Here is a 16,055-nt window from a genome sequence, read left to right on the forward strand (position 1 = left end):
CCACCCCGGAAGGAGCAACACCATATGAGCACCGAGTACACCCCCACCGTCACCGGAACCGGGGTAAAAGCGAAAATCCAGCGTTTCGGCGGATATCTCGCCGGAATGATCATGCCGAACATCGGCGCGTTCATCGCCTGGGGTCTGATCACGGCCCTGTTCATCCCCACCGGCTGGTTGCCCAACGAGACCCTCGCCGCCCTGGTCGGGCCGATGATCACGTCGCTGCTGCCCATCCTGATCGGCTACACCGGCGGTCGGATGGTCCACGGCCAGCGCGGCGCCGTGGTCGGCGCCGTCGCCACCATGGGCGTTGTCGTCGGCGCCGAGAACCCGATGTTCCTCGGCGCGATGATCATGGGACCGCTCGCGGCGTTCCTGCTGAAACTCGTTGACAGCTTCACCGCCGACCGCACCAAGTCCGGCTTCGAGATGCTGGTGGACAACTTCACCGCCGGCATCGTCGGCGGCGCCACGGCCCTGGTGGGCGTCTGGGCCATCGGCCCCGTCGTCTCCACGATCACCACCGCCGCCGGTAACGCGGTCGGCTGGCTGGTGGACGCCAACCTGCTGCCGCTGGCCTCGGTCCTGATCGAGCCCGCCAAGGTGCTGTTCCTCAACAACGCCATCAACCACGGCGTGCTGACCCCGCTGGGTGCCAACGAGGTGACCCAGTTCGGCCAGTCGATCCTGTTCATGCTGGAGTCGAACCCCGGCCCCGGTCTCGGCCTGCTGCTGGCCTACATGTTCTTCGGCCCGCGCCTGCTCCGTCCCAGCACCCCCGCCGCGATCATCATCCACTTCCTCGGCGGCATCCACGAGATCTACTTCCCCTACGTGCTCATGAAGCCCCGTCTGATCCTCGCGGTCATCGCCGGTGGCGCCACCGGCATCCTGGTCTTCATCATGACCGGCGCCGGCCTGGTGTCCGCGGCCTCGCCCGGCAGCATCTTCGCCTACCTCGCGGTGACGCCCAAGGGCGGCTGGTTCGGTGTGCTCGCCGGCGTCTTCGCCGCGACCGCCGTCTCCTTCGCCGTGGCCTCGGTGCTCCTCGGCTTCGGCCGGCGCAACGGGGACGGGGCCGAGGAAGCCGCTGCGGGATCCGAAACCGCACCCGCCGCCAAGGAGGCTTAACGCATGGCCAGTATCGAGAGCAAGGACATCCACAAGATCATCGTGGCCTGCGACGCGGGTATGGGCAGCAGCGTCATGCTCGCCAGCCAGCTCCGCAAGCAGTTGAAGAGCCAGAACGTCCAGGTGGAGCACACCCCGGTCAACTCGATCCCCGCCGACGCCGACGTGGTGGTCTGCCACGTCGGCCTGGCGGACCGGGCCAGGGCCGGCGCACCCGGCAAGGTGCTGATCCCCTTCCAGGTCTTCATCGGAGACCCGGCGGTGACCAAGCTGGTCAACACCATCAAGAACGGCGGCACCGTCGATGCCTGAGACAGCGCCGCTGCCGCTGGACCCGCGCGCCATCCTGCTGGCGGCCTCGGCCACCGGCCGCGACGACGCGATCCGCCAGTGCGGGCAGGCCCTGCTCTCCGTCGGCGCGGTGGAGAGCCCCTACATCAACGCCATGCTCGAACGGGAGCGCTCGATCTCCACCTACGTCGGTGAGGGGGTCGCCATCCCGCACGGCACCCTGGCCGCCAAGGACGCCGTCCGGCACGACGCCATCAGCGTCGTTCGCTTCCCGGACGGCGTCGACTGGGACGGCGACCAGGTGACGGTGTGCATCGGTATCGCCGCCAAGGGCGACGGCCACGTACGGCTGCTCGCCGAACTCGCCCAGATCCTGATGGATCCCGAGCAGGCCCAGGCCCTTCGCGAGGCGACGGAGGTCGCCGATGTGGTCCGGCTGCTGCAACCCAACGAAGAGGACGAAGCACAGTGAAGGTCGCCCGTTTCTACGCTCCCGGCGACATCCGCGTCGAGGATGCGCCGGAGCCCGCCGCCGGACCAGGCGAGATCAAGATACGCGTGCGCAACTGCTCGACCTGCGGTACCGACGCGAAGATCTCCAAGTACGGCCACCACCACATCAAGCCCCCCAGGGTCATGGGCCACGAGATCGCCGGCGAGGTGGTCGACGCCGTCGACGCCGGCGAGTGGGCCCCAGGTGACCGAGTGCAGGTGATCGCCGCGATTCCCTGTGGGACGTGCGAGGAGTGCCTCCGGGGCCGGATGACCGTCTGCCCGAACCAGGAGTCGATGGGCTACCACTACGACGGCGGCTTCGCCGAGTACATGGTCATCCCGGCCAAGATCCTGGCGGTCAACGGCGTCAACCGCATTCCCGACGAGGTCGGCTTCGCCGAGGCTTCGGTGGCCGAGCCGCTGGCCTGCGTGCTCAACGGCCAGGAACTGGCCCGGGTGGGCGAGGGCGACGACGTGGTGATCATGGGGTCCGGCCCGATCGGCTGCCTGCACGTGCGGCTGGCGCGGTCGCGGGGCGCGGCGCGGGTCTTCCTCGTCGACATCAACGCCGAGCGGCTGGAGATGGCCGCCGGGCTGGTCCACCCGGACGCGTCGGTGCACGGCGAGGACGTCGTCGAGCAGGTGCTCAAGCTGACCGACGGCAGGGGCGCCGACGTCGTCATCACCGCCGCCGCCTCGGGAGCGGCCCAGGAGCAGGCGCTGCGGATGGCGGCCCGCCAGGGGCGGGTCAGCTTCTTCGGAGGCCTGCCCAAGGACAACCCGATCATCCGGTGCGACTCCAACCTGGTCCACTACCGGGAACTGACCATCGTCGGTGCCAACGGGTCCAGCCCCGCGCACAACGCCCAGGCCCTGCGGCTGATCGCCGATGGCTCGGTGCCGGTCTCCGACCTGATCACGCACCGGCTGCCGCTCGCGGAGGTCCTGGAGGGGATCGACATCGTCAGCAGGGGCGAGGCCATCAAGGTGACCATCGAACCCTGACCGACCCGGCCCCCGGAGCTACCGGCCTTCGGGCCGGACAGCAGCAAAAGGTCATGCCGGGGAGCCGCCGGAAGATCCGCCGATCCACACCAGAGTGCGCCGGCCTCCCGCCGGATCCGGTGGAGGCCGGCGCAAACTCACACCACTCGCAGAACGCGCAGAAGGAGAACCGGAGATGCCGGAGAGGACAGTGGTCGTCGCCTCAAGCACGGGCCTCCACGCCCGTCCCGCAAAGATCTTCGTGCAGGCCGCGGCCAGGCAGGGAGTGCCCGTCCGTATCCGCGTCGGGGAGGGCAAGCCCGTACCCGCCAACAGCATGCTCGCCGTGCTGGCACTGGGCGCGAAACATGGCACGGAGGTCACGCTGGAGGCGGAGGGGCCTGGGGCAGGCGAGGCGCTCGACTCCCTCGCCGAGCTGCTCGCCCGCGACCTCGACGCCGAAGAGGCACCTCATGGCTGAGGCGCTCAAGGGCCTGGGCGTGAGCTCCGGCCGGGCGGCCGGGCGGGTCTGCCGGATGGCGGGTCCGCCGGAGCTGCCGCCCCGCCACCCGGTCGCCGACACCGACGCCGAGCTCGGCCTGGCGCTGGACGCGCTGCGGGCCACCGCCGCCGAACTGGCGGAGCGGGCGGAGAAGGCGCCCGACGCCGAAGCTCAGGCGATCTTGGAGGCACAGTCCTTCATCGCCGACGACCCCGGTCTGCACGAGTCCGTGGAGACGAGTGTCAGGGCGGGTGCGGACGCCGCGCACGCCATCGACGAGGCGTGCGCCCACCACCGGCACGCGCTGCTGGCGGCGGGCGGCTACATCGCCGAGCGAGCCGCCGACCTCGACGACATCCGTAACCGGGCCGTCGCGGCGGTGCTCGGCCTGCCCGTTCCCGGGGTGCCCACTCCCGGTCATCCCTTCGTCCTGGTCGCCGAGGACCTCTCCCCCGCCGACACGGTGAACCTGGACCCCGACACCGTCCTCGCCCTCGTCACCGAGAAGGGCGGCCCGACCAGCCACACCGCCATTCTGGCCCGCGCCCGCGGCCTGCCCGCCGTGGTCGCCTGCCGGGGAATGAGCGAGGTCGACGAGGGGACGTGGGTGTCCGTCGACGGTCTGCGGGGCGAGGTGGAAGTCGGTATCGGTGAGGAGGCCGCCACCGAGATCCAGCGCCTGGCGGAGGCCGAGCGCCGCCGGAAGAGCACGAGCCGGGGTCCCGGCCGGACCTCCGACGGCCACCCGGTCAAGCTGCTGCTCAACGTCGGCTCCGCGGCCGACCTCACGCCGCAGGGGGTGGACGCCGAGGGAGTGGGACTGTTCCGCACGGAGTTCCTCTTCCTGGACCGGCGCGAGGAGCCCGGCTACGAGGAGCAGGTGGCCGCCTACGCCGCGGTCTTCCGTGCCGTCCCCGGCGGGCACGTCGTGGTCCGCACCCTCGACGCGGGCACCGACAAGCCGCTGCCGTTCCTCGGGCTGGCCGACGAGACCAACCCGGCGCTGGGCATCCGGGGGCTGCGGGTCTCCCGGGTCAGGCCCGAGGTGCTCGACACCCAGCTCGACGCCATCGCCGAGGCAGCGCGCCAGAGCGGAGCCGAGCCATGGGTGATGGCCCCGATGGTGACGACGGCGGGCGAGGCGGCCGACTTCGCCGGGCGGGCCCGCGCCCGGGGAATCACCCGGGTCGGGGCGATGGTGGAGGTCCCCGCCGCCGCGCTGCACGCCGGGCGCCTGCTGAAGGAGCTCGACTTCCTGAGCATCGGCACCAACGACCTGAGCCAGTACACCTTCGCCTCCGACCGGCAGCACGGGGATCTCGCCGACCTGCTCGATCCCTGGCAGGCGGCGCTGCTCCAGCTGATCGCCGACTGCGCGGCGGCCGGGCAGTCGGTGGGCAAGCCCGTCGGCGTGTGCGGCGAGGCGGCGGCGGACCCGCTCCTGGCGACGGTCCTGGTCGGGCTGGGCGTCACCAGTCTGTCGATGTCGGCGCCCAGCGTCCCCGCGGTACGGGAGAGCCTCGCCGCCCACTCCCTGGCGCAGTGCCGCGACAACGCTCAGATCGCCCTGGGCTCGGACGACCCCGAACAGGCCAGAAAGCTGATCGTCCCGGGCTGGTGAGTGGCCCCCTCCCAATCACCCTCACCATCCCCGGGCCGGGGATGGGGAGGGGCCCTCTTCCCATCCCCTCCCCATCCCCGGGTTGGGATGGTGAGGGCCCCTCCCCATCCCCGAGCCGGGCCGGAGACACCCTTCTCCGGCCCGGCTCCCACATCCGGCCCGTTTCCCCGGTGCGCATCGGTGAAATCACCGGTCTTCCTGACGGAAAGCGCCGAGACGCCGGCGCGGGTGGACGGAGAACCCCTTCACCCGCCCTTTCCAGGCTCGACATCCGCTGATCCGACGGCGGCCGCCATACGCGGCCGCCGTTGGCGTACCCAACCCGTAGCTCTCCGTGATGTCAGCACATGATGATTTTCCCCCGATTTGATCAGTTACCGCCGTAGGGCAATATGGTTTACGGACTATGTCCAGGAACGAAAGTCGACGTGACTCCAAAACCGTTATGTGGCTTCTCGCGTTCAGCGTCATGGTCACGTTCACGGCCGGAGCGGTCACCCTGCTGAGCGGTCACCTCGAACCGGTTCCCGACATTCCCCCACCCCCGGACGCCGCACTGCCCCAGATACCCGTGACACCGGTGACACCGACCCCGCCACCGCAGCCTCAGGGGACGGCAGATCCCTCCGGCCAGGCCAAGAAGCCACTCCTGCTGGCCAACGGCCGGCAGCAACCGCTGAGGCTGAAGGTGCCCCGGGCCGCCAAGGGCCGCTACGCCGTCGCCCCCGGCGAGGCCAGACCCCCCAGGGGCAAGGGCAGGGTGGTCCGGTACGCGGTGGAGGTCGAGCGGGGCCTGCCGTTCGAGGTGGAGGAGTTCGCCTCCGAGGTGCACCGGATCCTCAACGACCCGCGCGGCTGGGGGCACCGGTTCAAGCGGGTGGCGCGCGGCCCCGTGAAGCTCAGGGTCTCGCTGAGCAGCCCGGAGACGGCCGACCGGCGTTGTCTGCCGATGCGGACCAACGGCACGCTGTCCTGCTGGAACGGCGAGCGCGCGATCATCAACGCGGTCCGCTGGAACAGCGGGGCGCGCGGCTACGGCCGCGACGTGGCCTCCTACCGCGAGTACGTCATCAGCCACGAGGTCGGTCACGGCCTCGGCCACGGCCACGTGTCCTGCCCCGGGCCCGGCAGGCGGGCACCGGTGATGCTCCAGCAGACCAAGTCCCTGTACGGCTGCCGCCCCAACCCCTGGCCGTCACCTCGTCGCTGACCGGGCACCCCACCCGGCCCGCCTCCCTCCACAAGGACCCGCGGGAGAGGCTCGGCGCGCCGCCGGAGCGCGACCTCCACCTCAGGGACGTGCCGCCGGAGATCACCGACGAGGTCCGGCGGCGATTCCTCGGCACGCTGGAGCCGCTGCACGAGGCGGCAAACCGGGAGCGGTGCTCTTCCAGTACCCGGAGGCGGAACTCGGGCTCTGGGCGGCCGGCCGGGAGTGCCGCTACCTGACCTGGCGCCTCGCCCTGGTCATGGTTGCCCTGCGCTCGTCGGGTGTGGTGCCTCCCCACACACCGTCCATCTGCTGGGTGTTCAACGCGTACTCCAGGCAACGCCCGCGCACCGGGCAGCGTCGGCACACAGCCCTGGCGCGCTCGTACTGCTCACGGCCCGGTCCCTCGTAGGACACGGGGAAGAAGAGCTCGGGGTCCTCGTTGAGGCAGGAGGAGCGGCGGGACCAGTTGATGATCGGAATGACGTTGCTCTCAACAGGCATGGCAATCCAAATGGGAGTGAGAACGGCTCAGATATCGGCGGCTCAGTTTGAGGATCGCGTGCCCGCTGTAATGGTATTCATACCTTTTAAGCGGAAAAATCGGACAGCCTTGACCGATGGTTTCTTCCCTGCCGGAAGACTCCGGTCAGCAGATCGAGCCCGGCGACGCGCAACGAGCGGATCACCTCCGCGCGCTCCGGTCTCGACGACCGCCGCTCCCACCGGGCCGGTGACCGTTCCCTACCGCTCCACCCGGGCCCGCTCGTTGGGCACGCAGTGGGTCATCTTCAGGCCGCTCACGTCGCGCGGCCCGTTCTTGCCCAGCTTGGACAACCGCTCGCGATCCTCCTCCGTCAGGTCCTGGCCGATCAACGGTTTCAGGTGGGAGACGTCCCCGGGGCTGATGCCCAGCCCCTCTCCCACCCTGAGCCCGAGGTCGTCCTCGACCATCAGGAAATGCCAGACCATCCGCTCCTGAACGGGGCGCGTGGCCTGGGAGAGCATGTCGACGAAGTTCAGCACCAGATCGTCGCGCTCCCACTGCTCCATGAGCAGGTAGCGCTGACCGGCCTGGGTGTAGTCGTTGGTACGCGGGATGCGCTTGCGGGTCAGCCTCCCGGAGATGACCGGCCCCTGCTCGTCGTAGGTGGGGTACTGCCCCTCCCTGAGCCCCCCGGTGATGGACGGCTCGTAGTTGACGTGCGGGTTGGCGCCCTGCTCGTCGACTCGGTAGGCCATCTGGCCGTCGCGCTGGTTGGTGCGCACCTGGGCGTGCTTGGGCTGGTTGACCGGCAGCTGCAGGTAGTTGGGACCCACCCGGTGGCGCTGGGTGTCGCTGTAGGAGAACGTACGGCCCACCAGCATCTTGTCGTCGGAGAAGTCGAGGCCGTCGACCAGGACGCCGGTCCCGAAGGAGATCTGCTCGTTCTCGGCGAAGTTGTCTTCCACGTTGCGGTTCAGCACCATCCTGCCGACCGGCAGGGGCGGGAAGTCGTTCTCCGGCCACACCTTGGTGTCGTCCAGCGGGTCGAAGTCCAGCTCGGGGTGGTCGTCGTCGCTCATGATCTGCACCCGCAGCTCCCACTCGGGGAAGTCGCCCCGGTCGATCGCCTCGTGCAGGTCCTTGGTGGCGTGCCCGAGGTCCTGGCCCTGTACGGCCGTGGCGTCCTCGGCGGTCATACTGCGCACGCCCTGCTTGGGGATCCAGTGGTACTTCACCAGACGGCTGTCGCCCTGCTGGTTTTCCCACTTGTAGGTGTTGACCCCGAATCCCTGCATGTGCCGGTAGTCGGCCGGGATGCCGCGCGGGCTGAACAGGTTGACGATCATGTGCATGCTCTCCGGCGTCTGCGACATGAAGTCGAAGATCCGGCCGGGCTCCTGCCTGAACGTCACCGGGTCCGGCTTGAGCGAGTGGATCACGTCGGGGAACTTGAGGGCGTCCCTGATGAAGAAGACCGCCAGGTCGTTGCCGACGAGGTCCCAGTTGCCGTCCTCGGTGTAGAACTTCACCGCGAACCCGCGCGGGTCACGGGCGGTCTCCGAGGAGTCCCTGCCACCGATCACCGTGGAGAACCGGACGGCCACATCGGTCCGCTTTCCGGGCTCCTGGAAGAGCTTCGCCCGGGTGTAGCGGCCGATCGGCTCGTCTCCGAGCTTGCCGTAGGCCTCGAAGTAGCCGTAGGAGGTCACCCCTCGGGCGTGCACCACCCGCTCGGGGATGCGCTCGCGGTCGAAGTGACTGATCTTCTCCAGGAACTGGTAGTTCTCCAGCGTGGCCGGCCCCCTCGCGCCGACCGTGCGCTGGTTCTGGTTGTCGTAGACCTGGTGCCCCTGTCGATTGGTCAGGATTGGACGGTCATCGCCCGGCTGGGGCCCCACGCTCGACACATCCGTCATGATGACGATTCCTTCCCTGCCGCGGTCGTTTTCGGCGCACCACTCCATATCGGCGCACAGTCCCCTTATCCGGCACAGAGCGCTTTATAGCGATAAAGGGAATAATCTCCATGAACAGGGACAATGCTTTAAGGGGCAATGCTTTAGCCGCGTCGAGGCCCGGCCGGGGGCGAAAAGGATTCACCGTCGGCCCGCCTCGCGCCGGTCACCGGCGCCGGAGGCGGGATCGGGGCGGCGGCGGGATCGGGGCGGCGATCGCGCGCGTTCTGCGCACCCGCCGCCCTCAGATGGGCTCGCCCTCGTTCTCGTCGCCCTCCTCCTGGCCGGGGGGGCCGGTCCCGCTCTGGCTCGGTGACGGCGAAGGGGTGGGCCGGCCGGGATCCGGCGTCGCCGGGACCGGCGGCGGGGTCGGCACGAACACCGTGGGCGGCAGCGGCCTCGGCGGCGGTTTGAAATCGTCCTCCCTGCGCAGCAGGAGCCAGACCGTCACGGCCAGCAGCACGAGCAGCAGGGTCAGCACCACCCCCGCGACGATCACGGCCCGGCGGGTCTCGGTCGGCGGCGGCGCACCCTTGGGCGGCGCGGGCAGCGCGGGCGAGCGGTCGCCCACCCAGTGCGGCGCGAAGTCGGGGCCGTGCTGCTCGCCGATCAGCGTTCCGCTGACCAGCACCGGTTCCAGGAACCGCTCCGCCCCCGCCCTGTCGGGCTCGTACGGTGTGGCCACCCACGGGGCGCTCCCGCCGTCCATGGCCAGCACCTGTGGGACCATGCCGGCCACCGCGGTGCGCCCGCGTGCCGCCCTGACCATCCAGCCCCGGACGCCGGAGCGGCTGGCCGCCGCGTCGCGGACCCCGGTGACGAAGCGGTCGCGAGCCGCCGGATCGAGCGCGGCCCCCCTGGTCAGCACCGCGACCGAGACGGCCCTGCCGTCGGGCGCGAGCCCGAGATAGACCAGCCCGGCGGGCCCCACCCGCAGACGTGCCTGCACGACGAAGGGTCCCAGCTGGGGCGGGTCACCGTACTGGAGTGGAGTGGCCACGTCTGACATGAAAGCACACCCGGGTGATCACACCGCGCCGCACGGGTTGCGAGATCAAGCACACCGTGCGAGCCGACAGCGCGTTCTGGTGAGTCCCTCCCCTCCGGAGAGGAATGATTTCTCGCCTTCCTCTGCCGAGATGGGCGACGGCCGGACCCCGGCCCTTTCGAACACGGGAGTCATGGCAGGGAAGGCGATTCACCTGCCGGGTCAACCCGGCGGTCCCCTTGCCGAACGTGATGGAATATCGACATGACCGTCGCCGAAGAACTGCCGAGCGAGATCGACACCGGACTGCTGCGCGACGCCCTGACCGAGGTCCGGCGGGTCATCGTCGGGCAGGAGCACATGGTGGAGCGATTGCTCGTGGCACTCCTCGCCCGCGGCCACTGCCTGCTGGAGGGTGTGCCCGGAGTGGCCAAGACCCTGGCCGCCTCGACCCTGGCCACCGTGGTCGGCGGAGTCTTCGCCCGCATCCAGTTCACCCCCGACCTGGTCCCCAGCGACATCGTGGGCACCCGGGTGTACCACCCCTCCCGCGAGGCCTTCGACGTCGAGCTCGGCCCGGTGTTCGTCAACTTCCTGCTCGCCGACGAGATCAACCGGGCTCCGGCCAAGGTGCAGTCGGCGCTGCTGGAGGTCATGGCCGAGCGGCAGGTGACCCTGGCCGGGGAGACCCACCCGCTGCCCAGGCCGTTCATCGTGCTGGCCACCCAGAACCCGATCGAGTCCGAGGGTGTCTACCCCCTCCCCGAGGTCCAGCGCGACCGGTTCCTGTTCAAGGTTCGCGTCACCCATCCCAGTGCCCACGAGGAACTGGAGATCCTGCACCGGATGAGCGTCACGCCGCCGACCCCCAGGGCGGTGCTCGACCCCGCGCGGCTGGCCGCGCTGCAGTCGATGGCCGATCAGGTCTCGGTCCACCAGCTCGTCGCCGACTACGTGGTCAGGCTCGTGATGGCCACCCGCTCCCCCTCCGACTACGGCCTGGCCGACTTGGAGGAGAACATTGAGATCGGCGTCAGCCCCCGGGCCACTCTCGGCCTGGTCTCCGCGGGGCGCGGCCTGGCGCTGCTGCGGGGCCGCGACTACCTGCTCCCCGACGACATCCGCGACGTGGCGGTGGACGTGATGTCCCACCGGCTGATGCTCACCTTCGACGCCCTGGCCGACGGGATCGACCCCGAGGACGTGATCCGCCAGATCCTCGCCGCCGTTCCACCCCCCCTCGTCGTCTGGAACCAGGGCCCCCGGTGACCGGTCCCAAGGAGCCCCATCAGGACACGCCGATGACCCACTCCAAGGATCGCCGTGGGGACGTGCCCCCGCCCACCCCGAGGGACCCCCGTGAGGCCGCGCCGGCGACTGGACTGAGGAGAGAGGGGTCGCGAGGAACGAGCGACCCCTCTCGACGAGGGAAGGAGCCGGATCCCAGCGGCCGAACCGCGACGCGCAGCGTCGCCATAGGCACTGCCGAGCAGGCGCTACGGCGGCTGGAGCTCACCATCGTGCGGCGCCTGGACGGGTTGCTGCAGGGCGCGTACCAGGGGCTCCTTCCCGGTCCTGGAAGCGAGTTCGGCGACAGCCGGGTCTACGTGCCGGGCGAGGACGACATCCGGCGAATGGACTGGGCGGTGACCGCCCGCACGACCGTCCCGCACGTACGCGACCTGGTCGCCGACCGGGAGCTGGAGACCTGGGCGCTGGCGGACCTGTCGCCCAGCATGGACTTCGGCACCGTCGGCATGGAGAAGCGGGACCTGGTCGTGGCCGCCATCGGGGCGATCGGCTTCCTGTCCGGCCGGATCGGAAACCGCTTCGGCACATACGTCCTGCACGACGAGTACGTTCACCGGATGCCCGCCAGAAGCGGCCGCCCGGCACTGTACGGCCTGCTGCACTCGCTGATGGAGGCCCCCAGGGGCCGTGCCGTCGCCGACGCCCCCGACCTGGCCGAGGCGATCGAGGTGCTGGCCTCGGCACGGCGGCGGCGCGGCCTGCGAGTGATCGTCTCCGACTTCCTCGACCCCGAACCCACTCTCGACCCCACCCTGGAGCTGCCCTGGGAGCGGCCGATCCGCCGGCTGGCCGCTCACCACCAGGTACTGGCCGTCGAGGTGATCGACCCTCGCGAGCTGGAGCTACCGGCGGTCGGACTGGTCAACCTGACCGACCCGGAGTCGGGGCGGAGCCGCCAGATCCAGCTCACGCCCAAGGTCCGCCGGGCGTACGCGGAGGCCGCCGCCGTGCAGCGTGCGGCCAACCAGACGGCGTTGCGCCGCTGCGGGGTGGCCCACCTGGTGCTGCGCACCGACCGCGACTGGATCTTCGACATCGCCCAGTTCGTGCTGCGGCAGCGACGCATGGCGTACCTGACCCATCGGCACCCGAGGTCGGGAGCGACACGGTGACCTTCCTCTCTCCGGCCTGGCTGTGGCTGTTCGCCGCGCCGGCACTGCTCGTGGCGGGCTATGTGGCCGCCCAGTTCGCCCGGCGCCGCTACGCGCTGCGCTTCACCAACCTGCCGCTGCTGACGCTGGTGGCCCCCTCGGGGCCCGGCTGGCGGCGACACGTCGCCCCGCTGCTGTTCCTCGTCATGATGAGCCTGCTGATCGTGGGCGCGGCCCGTCCCGCCGATTCGGTACGGATTCCCCGCGACCGCGCGACGATCATCATCGCGCTGGACGTCTCGCTGTCGATGGAGTCCGACGACGTCCGGCCGAACCGGATCACCGCGGCCAAGGAGGCGGCCCAGAAGTTCGTCGCGGACCTGCCGGAACGCTTCAACGTCGGGCTGGTCGCCTTCGCCCGCTCCGCCTCCGTCGTGGTCTCCCCCACCACCGACCACCAGGCGGTGGTGACCTCCCTCGGCAACCTGAGCACCCGTGCGGGCACCGCGATCGGCGAGGCGGTGTTCAGCTCCCTGGACTCGTTGCGCTCCTTCGACCAGCAGGCGGTGACCGATCCCCCGCCGGCGGCGATCGTGCTGCTGTCCGACGGCGACAACACCTCGGGCCGCTCGGTGGCGGAGGCGATCGAGTCGGCGATGAGCTCGCGCGTGCCGGTCTCCACGATCGCCTACGGCACCCAGGAGGGCACCGTCTCGATCGACGGGCGCGACGTGAACGTGCCGGTGAACAAGACCACCCTGCAAACCCTGTCGGACGGCACGGGCGGCCGGGCCTACGAGGCGGAGTCCGGCAGCCAGTTGCGGGAGGTGTACGAGCAGATCGGAACCTCGCTGGGCTACCGGACGGTCAACCAGGAGGTCACCCAGTGGTTCGTGGTGACGGCGATCCTGACCGGGCTGGTGACCGCCGGGGTGGCCCTGCTGCTGGGGTCGCGGCTGCCCTGAACCGGTCCCGGCCGTTGGTAACGTTCTACGACGTGGCACATTACTTCGAGGAGCGTCCCGAGACCGCCGGCCGTCCCGGCTCGGTCACGCTCGTGCTCCCCGACCTTCATCTGAAGCTGGAGACCGACAGCGGGGTCTTCTCCGCCGAGCGCGTCGATGTGGGCACCCGGATCCTGCTGGAGAGCGTGCCCCCTCCACCGCCCGGTGGCGACCTGCTCGACCTGGGCTGCGGTTACGGGCCGATCGCGCTGACGATGGCCTCGCGCGCCCCGGAGGCGACGGTCTGGGCGGTGGACGTCAACCGCAGGTCCGTGGAGCTGTGCGCCAGGAACGCCAGGTCCGCCTCCCTCGGCAACGTGAGGTCGATGCATGTCGACGAGGTTCCTCCCCAGCTGCGGTTCTCCGCCATCTGGTCCAATCCGGCGATCCGCATCGGCAAGACCGCGATGCACGAGATGCTGACCCGCTGGCTGTCACGCCTCACCCCCGACGGCGTCGCCCACCTGGTGGTTCAGAAGCACCTGGGCTCGGACTCCCTGCAGCGCTGGCTGAACGAGCGGGGCTGGCCCACCGAGCGGGTGGCCTCCCGCTCGGCGTACCGGATCCTCCGAGTGGAGGCCGGGCCGCAGGCGGGCCCGCCGCGATGAGCACGGTCATCCCGGCGTGCGGGACACGAACCGCCCGAGAGACGAACGAGGAACGGTGAACGACCGATGACTGCGAACCCGCGCAGGCAGCTGCGCCCGACCGATGTCAAGCGCCTCAACCGCACCTGGCGGAGAAACACCGAAGGGCGGATCGCTCTGATCCTGGAGTCGGTGACCGGCCCGTTCAACATCGGTTCCATCTTCCGCACGGCCGCCGCCTTCGGGGTGGAGCGGATCTGGCTGGCGGGCAACGCCACCCCTCCGACCAACCCCAAGGCGCAGAAGACCGCGCTGGGCACCGACCGCCTGGTGGCCTGGGAGGAGCCGGTGCCCGCCCTGGAGGCCGTACGGGCGGCCAGGGACGACGGGTTCACGGTGGTCGCGGTGGAGTTGACCGGCGACGCGGTACCCCTGTCTGAGGCCAAGCTGGGCGGCGACGTGTGCCTGGTGGTGGGCAGCGAGGACCACGGCTGCTCCCCCGCACTGCTGGAGGCCGCCGACGGCGTCTGCTACATCCCGCAGGTGGGCCGGGTCGGCTCGTTCAACGTCTCGGTCGCGGCGGCGATCGCGGTGGCGGAGGCCCGCCGCCAGGAGTGGTCGGGCAAGGCGCTGCCGGAGGACTGAGCCGGTCACGGGGACGGGCGCCCGCCCTCATCCGCGCCCGAATCCGTGCCCGAGTCCGTGCCCGATCCGATGGCCGCGCGCCCGTCCTGCCCGTCCTGCCCGTCCTGCCTGTGCCCGTCGCGCCCCTGGTCACCGTGGAGCGGGACCTTCTCGCCTCCGTAGATCCTGCTCATCCTGGCGCGAAGCCTGGCGAGCCGGCGGTGCCTCCCGTTCGCGGGGATCCCCTCCTTGTCCTCGACGGCCGCGGGGATCGTCGGGATCGGCCTCTTGCCTCGGATGAGAGCCTCGATGCCCTCGTTGGGCGGGACGTGCACCTCGATGTAGTCGCCCAACGGCCGCCGCTTGATCACGCCGGTCTCCACGCCGTGGCCGATCTGCGCGGCGTCGCGGCGCTGCAGGCCCAGGCAGATCCGGTAGGTGATGTAGTAGGCCAGGGTCGGCCCAAGGAAGATCATGACGCGGCCGATGTAGGTCAGCGTGTTCAGCGAGAGGTGGAAGAACGCGGCGATCACGTCGTTCGAGGCCATCAACCACAGGATCCCGTAGAACGTGATCGCGGCTACGCCGATCGAGGTGCGGTGCGGGTTGTTGCGGGGACGGTCCACGACGTGGTGCTCGCGGCGGTCTCCGGTGACCCACTGCTCGATGAACGGATACAGCGCCAGGCCCGTCATGATGATGCCCATCGGCAGCAGCGCCGGGATCAGCACGCTCAGCGGCAGCGTGAAGCCCAGGACATTGATCTCCCAGGCGGGCATCAGACGGAGCGAGCCCTCGAGGAAGCCCAGGTAGAAGTCGGGCTGAGAGCCCGCCGAGATGTCGGCCGGGGTGTAGGGACCGAACAGCCAGATCGGGTTGATCTGGGCGAAGGCGCCCAGCAGCGCGGTGACGCCGAACGTGAACATGAAGTAGGCGCCCGACTTGATCATGAAGGCCGGGTAGAACGGCGCGCCCACCACGTTCTCGTTGGTGCGGCCCTTGCCCGGCATCTGCGTGTGCTTCAGCACCCACGTCAGGATCATGTGGGCGGTGATGAGCGCCAGCAGGACGCCCGGGATGAGCAGGATGTGCAACGAGTAGAAGCGAGAGATGACGTCCTCACCGGGATACTCGCCGCCGAGGAGAAAGAAGGTGAGCCAGGTGCCGACCACCGGAAACGAGATCGCCACACCCGCGGTGATCCGCAGGGCGGCGCCGGAGAGCAGGTCGTCGGCCAGAGAGTAGCCGGTCAGCCCCTCGGCCAGGGCCAGCGTCAGCAGCAGCACGCCGATCACCCAGTTCAGCTCCCGGGGCTTGCGGTAAGCGCCCATGAAGAAGATCCGGAGCATGTGCACCATCATCCCGGCGACGAACAGCAGGGCGGCCCAGTGGTGCATCTGGCGCATCAGCAGACCACCGCGCACGTCGAAGCTGATGCGCAACGTCGAGGCGTACGCCTCGGACATCATGACGCCCCGCAGCGGGCCGTAGGAGCCGTCGTAGGTGATCTCACCCATGGTGGGCCTGAAGAAGAACGTCAGGAACACCCCGGTCAGCAGCAGGACGATGAACGAGTAGAGCGGGATCTCACCGAGCAGGAACGTCCAGTGGTCAGGGAAGAGCTTCCGCATGTTGCGCTTGAGAAAGGAGGCCGCGCCAAGGCGGTCGTCGGCGAAACCGCCGACGCCCGCCACGGATTTCGGAATGTTCCCGGTGCCCATGCGCGGCCTCCGTTCTCGTGGACCTCGGTCTCGATGTCGTGCTCCCGGGG

Annotated in this window: 16 protein-coding genes; 12 read left to right on the plus strand and 4 right to left on the minus strand. The window is 69.9% G+C overall.

Going from position 1 to position 16,055, the window contains the following annotated elements:
- Positions 1-24: 24 nt before the first annotated feature.
- From OIE13_RS14795 to OIE13_RS14825, 7 genes are all read left to right on the plus strand, one after another.
- Positions 25-1,134 carry a PTS mannitol transporter subunit IICB gene (locus OIE13_RS14795; protein ID WP_326639308.1) on the plus strand — a complete coding sequence of 370 codons (1,110 nt, stop codon included), beginning with the start codon at positions 25-27 and terminating at the stop codon, positions 1,132-1,134.
- A gap of 3 nt (positions 1,135-1,137) precedes the next feature.
- Entirely contained in the window at positions 1,138-1,446 is a 309-nt protein-coding gene (locus OIE13_RS14800; RefSeq protein WP_326639306.1) for a PTS lactose transporter subunit IIB, read from the plus strand.
- A complete protein-coding gene (locus OIE13_RS14805) occupies positions 1,439-1,897 on the plus strand; it encodes a PTS sugar transporter subunit IIA (RefSeq protein ID WP_326639305.1) in 459 nt (152 codons plus the stop codon). The genes OIE13_RS14800 and OIE13_RS14805 overlap by 8 nt, the downstream gene beginning before the upstream one ends.
- Positions 1,894-2,925, plus strand: coding sequence for a zinc-dependent dehydrogenase (locus OIE13_RS14810; RefSeq protein WP_326639302.1), 1,032 nt, complete (start codon positions 1,894-1,896; stop codon positions 2,923-2,925). The genes OIE13_RS14805 and OIE13_RS14810 overlap by 4 nt, the downstream gene beginning before the upstream one ends.
- Positions 2,926-3,100: 175 nt before the next feature.
- Entirely contained in the window at positions 3,101-3,385 is a 285-nt protein-coding gene (locus OIE13_RS14815) for an HPr family phosphocarrier protein (protein WP_326639300.1), read from the plus strand.
- Complete coding sequence (gene ptsP / locus OIE13_RS14820; protein WP_326639298.1) at positions 3,378-5,027, plus strand: phosphoenolpyruvate--protein phosphotransferase; 1,650 nt, start codon at positions 3,378-3,380, stop codon at positions 5,025-5,027. Before OIE13_RS14815 ends, ptsP begins: the two co-directional genes overlap by 8 nt.
- Positions 5,028-5,472: 445 nt before the next feature.
- Entirely contained in the window at positions 5,473-6,237 is a 765-nt protein-coding gene (locus tag OIE13_RS14825; protein WP_326830137.1) for a DUF3152 domain-containing protein, read from the plus strand.
- Between the two features lie 231 nt (positions 6,238-6,468).
- Here OIE13_RS14825 and OIE13_RS14830 read toward each other — a convergent pair whose 3' ends face one another.
- The 3 genes from OIE13_RS14830 to OIE13_RS14840 all read right to left on the minus strand — a co-directional run bounded on the left by OIE13_RS14830 (position 6,469) and on the right by OIE13_RS14840 (position 9,688).
- Positions 6,469-6,741 carry a WhiB family transcriptional regulator gene (locus tag OIE13_RS14830; RefSeq protein ID WP_442811578.1) on the minus strand — a complete coding sequence of 91 codons (273 nt, stop codon included), beginning with the start codon at positions 6,739-6,741 and terminating at the stop codon, positions 6,469-6,471.
- Positions 6,742-6,981: 240 nt separating this feature from the next.
- The gene (locus OIE13_RS14835; protein ID WP_326830138.1) at positions 6,982-8,640 is read right to left on the minus strand and encodes a catalase; all 1,659 of its coding nucleotides are present in this window, start codon (positions 8,638-8,640) and stop codon (positions 6,982-6,984) included.
- Positions 8,641-8,923: 283 nt separating this feature from the next.
- Positions 8,924-9,688, minus strand: a complete 765-nt coding sequence (locus OIE13_RS14840; protein WP_326639291.1) for a hypothetical protein — start codon at positions 9,686-9,688, stop codon at positions 8,924-8,926.
- Between the two features lie 243 nt (positions 9,689-9,931).
- On the opposite strand from OIE13_RS14840, the gene OIE13_RS14845 reads away from it, so the two are divergent.
- The 5 genes from OIE13_RS14845 to OIE13_RS14865 all read left to right on the plus strand — a co-directional run bounded on the left by OIE13_RS14845 (position 9,932) and on the right by OIE13_RS14865 (position 14,305).
- Positions 9,932-10,936 (plus strand): AAA family ATPase, encoded by a 1,005-nt coding sequence (locus OIE13_RS14845; RefSeq protein ID WP_326639289.1) that lies wholly within the window; start codon positions 9,932-9,934, stop codon positions 10,934-10,936.
- Positions 10,937-11,187: 251 nt separating this feature from the next.
- Entirely contained in the window at positions 11,188-12,090 is a 903-nt protein-coding gene (locus tag OIE13_RS14850; protein ID WP_442811577.1) for a DUF58 domain-containing protein, read from the plus strand.
- Entirely contained in the window at positions 12,087-13,034 is a 948-nt protein-coding gene (locus OIE13_RS14855) for a VWA domain-containing protein (protein ID WP_326639287.1), read from the plus strand. The genes OIE13_RS14850 and OIE13_RS14855 overlap by 4 nt, the downstream gene beginning before the upstream one ends.
- A 32-nt stretch (positions 13,035-13,066) precedes the next feature.
- Positions 13,067-13,681: a class I SAM-dependent methyltransferase gene (locus OIE13_RS14860; RefSeq protein ID WP_326639285.1), complete on the plus strand. Its 615-nt coding sequence runs from the start codon at positions 13,067-13,069 to the stop codon at positions 13,679-13,681.
- A gap of 66 nt (positions 13,682-13,747) precedes the next feature.
- Positions 13,748-14,305: a TrmH family RNA methyltransferase gene (locus OIE13_RS14865; protein WP_326639283.1), complete on the plus strand. Its 558-nt coding sequence runs from the start codon at positions 13,748-13,750 to the stop codon at positions 14,303-14,305.
- Positions 14,306-14,310: 5 nt separating this feature from the next.
- Here OIE13_RS14865 and qcrB read toward each other — a convergent pair whose 3' ends face one another.
- Complete coding sequence (gene qcrB, locus OIE13_RS14870; protein ID WP_326830139.1) at positions 14,311-16,005, minus strand: cytochrome bc1 complex cytochrome b subunit; 1,695 nt, start codon at positions 16,003-16,005, stop codon at positions 14,311-14,313.
- Positions 16,006-16,055: the final 50 nt, after the last annotated feature.

This window comes from Streptosporangium sp. NBC_01810, from assembly GCF_035917355.1.
In the GTDB taxonomy this organism is placed as follows: Bacteria; Actinomycetota; Actinomycetes; order Streptosporangiales; family Streptosporangiaceae; genus Streptosporangium.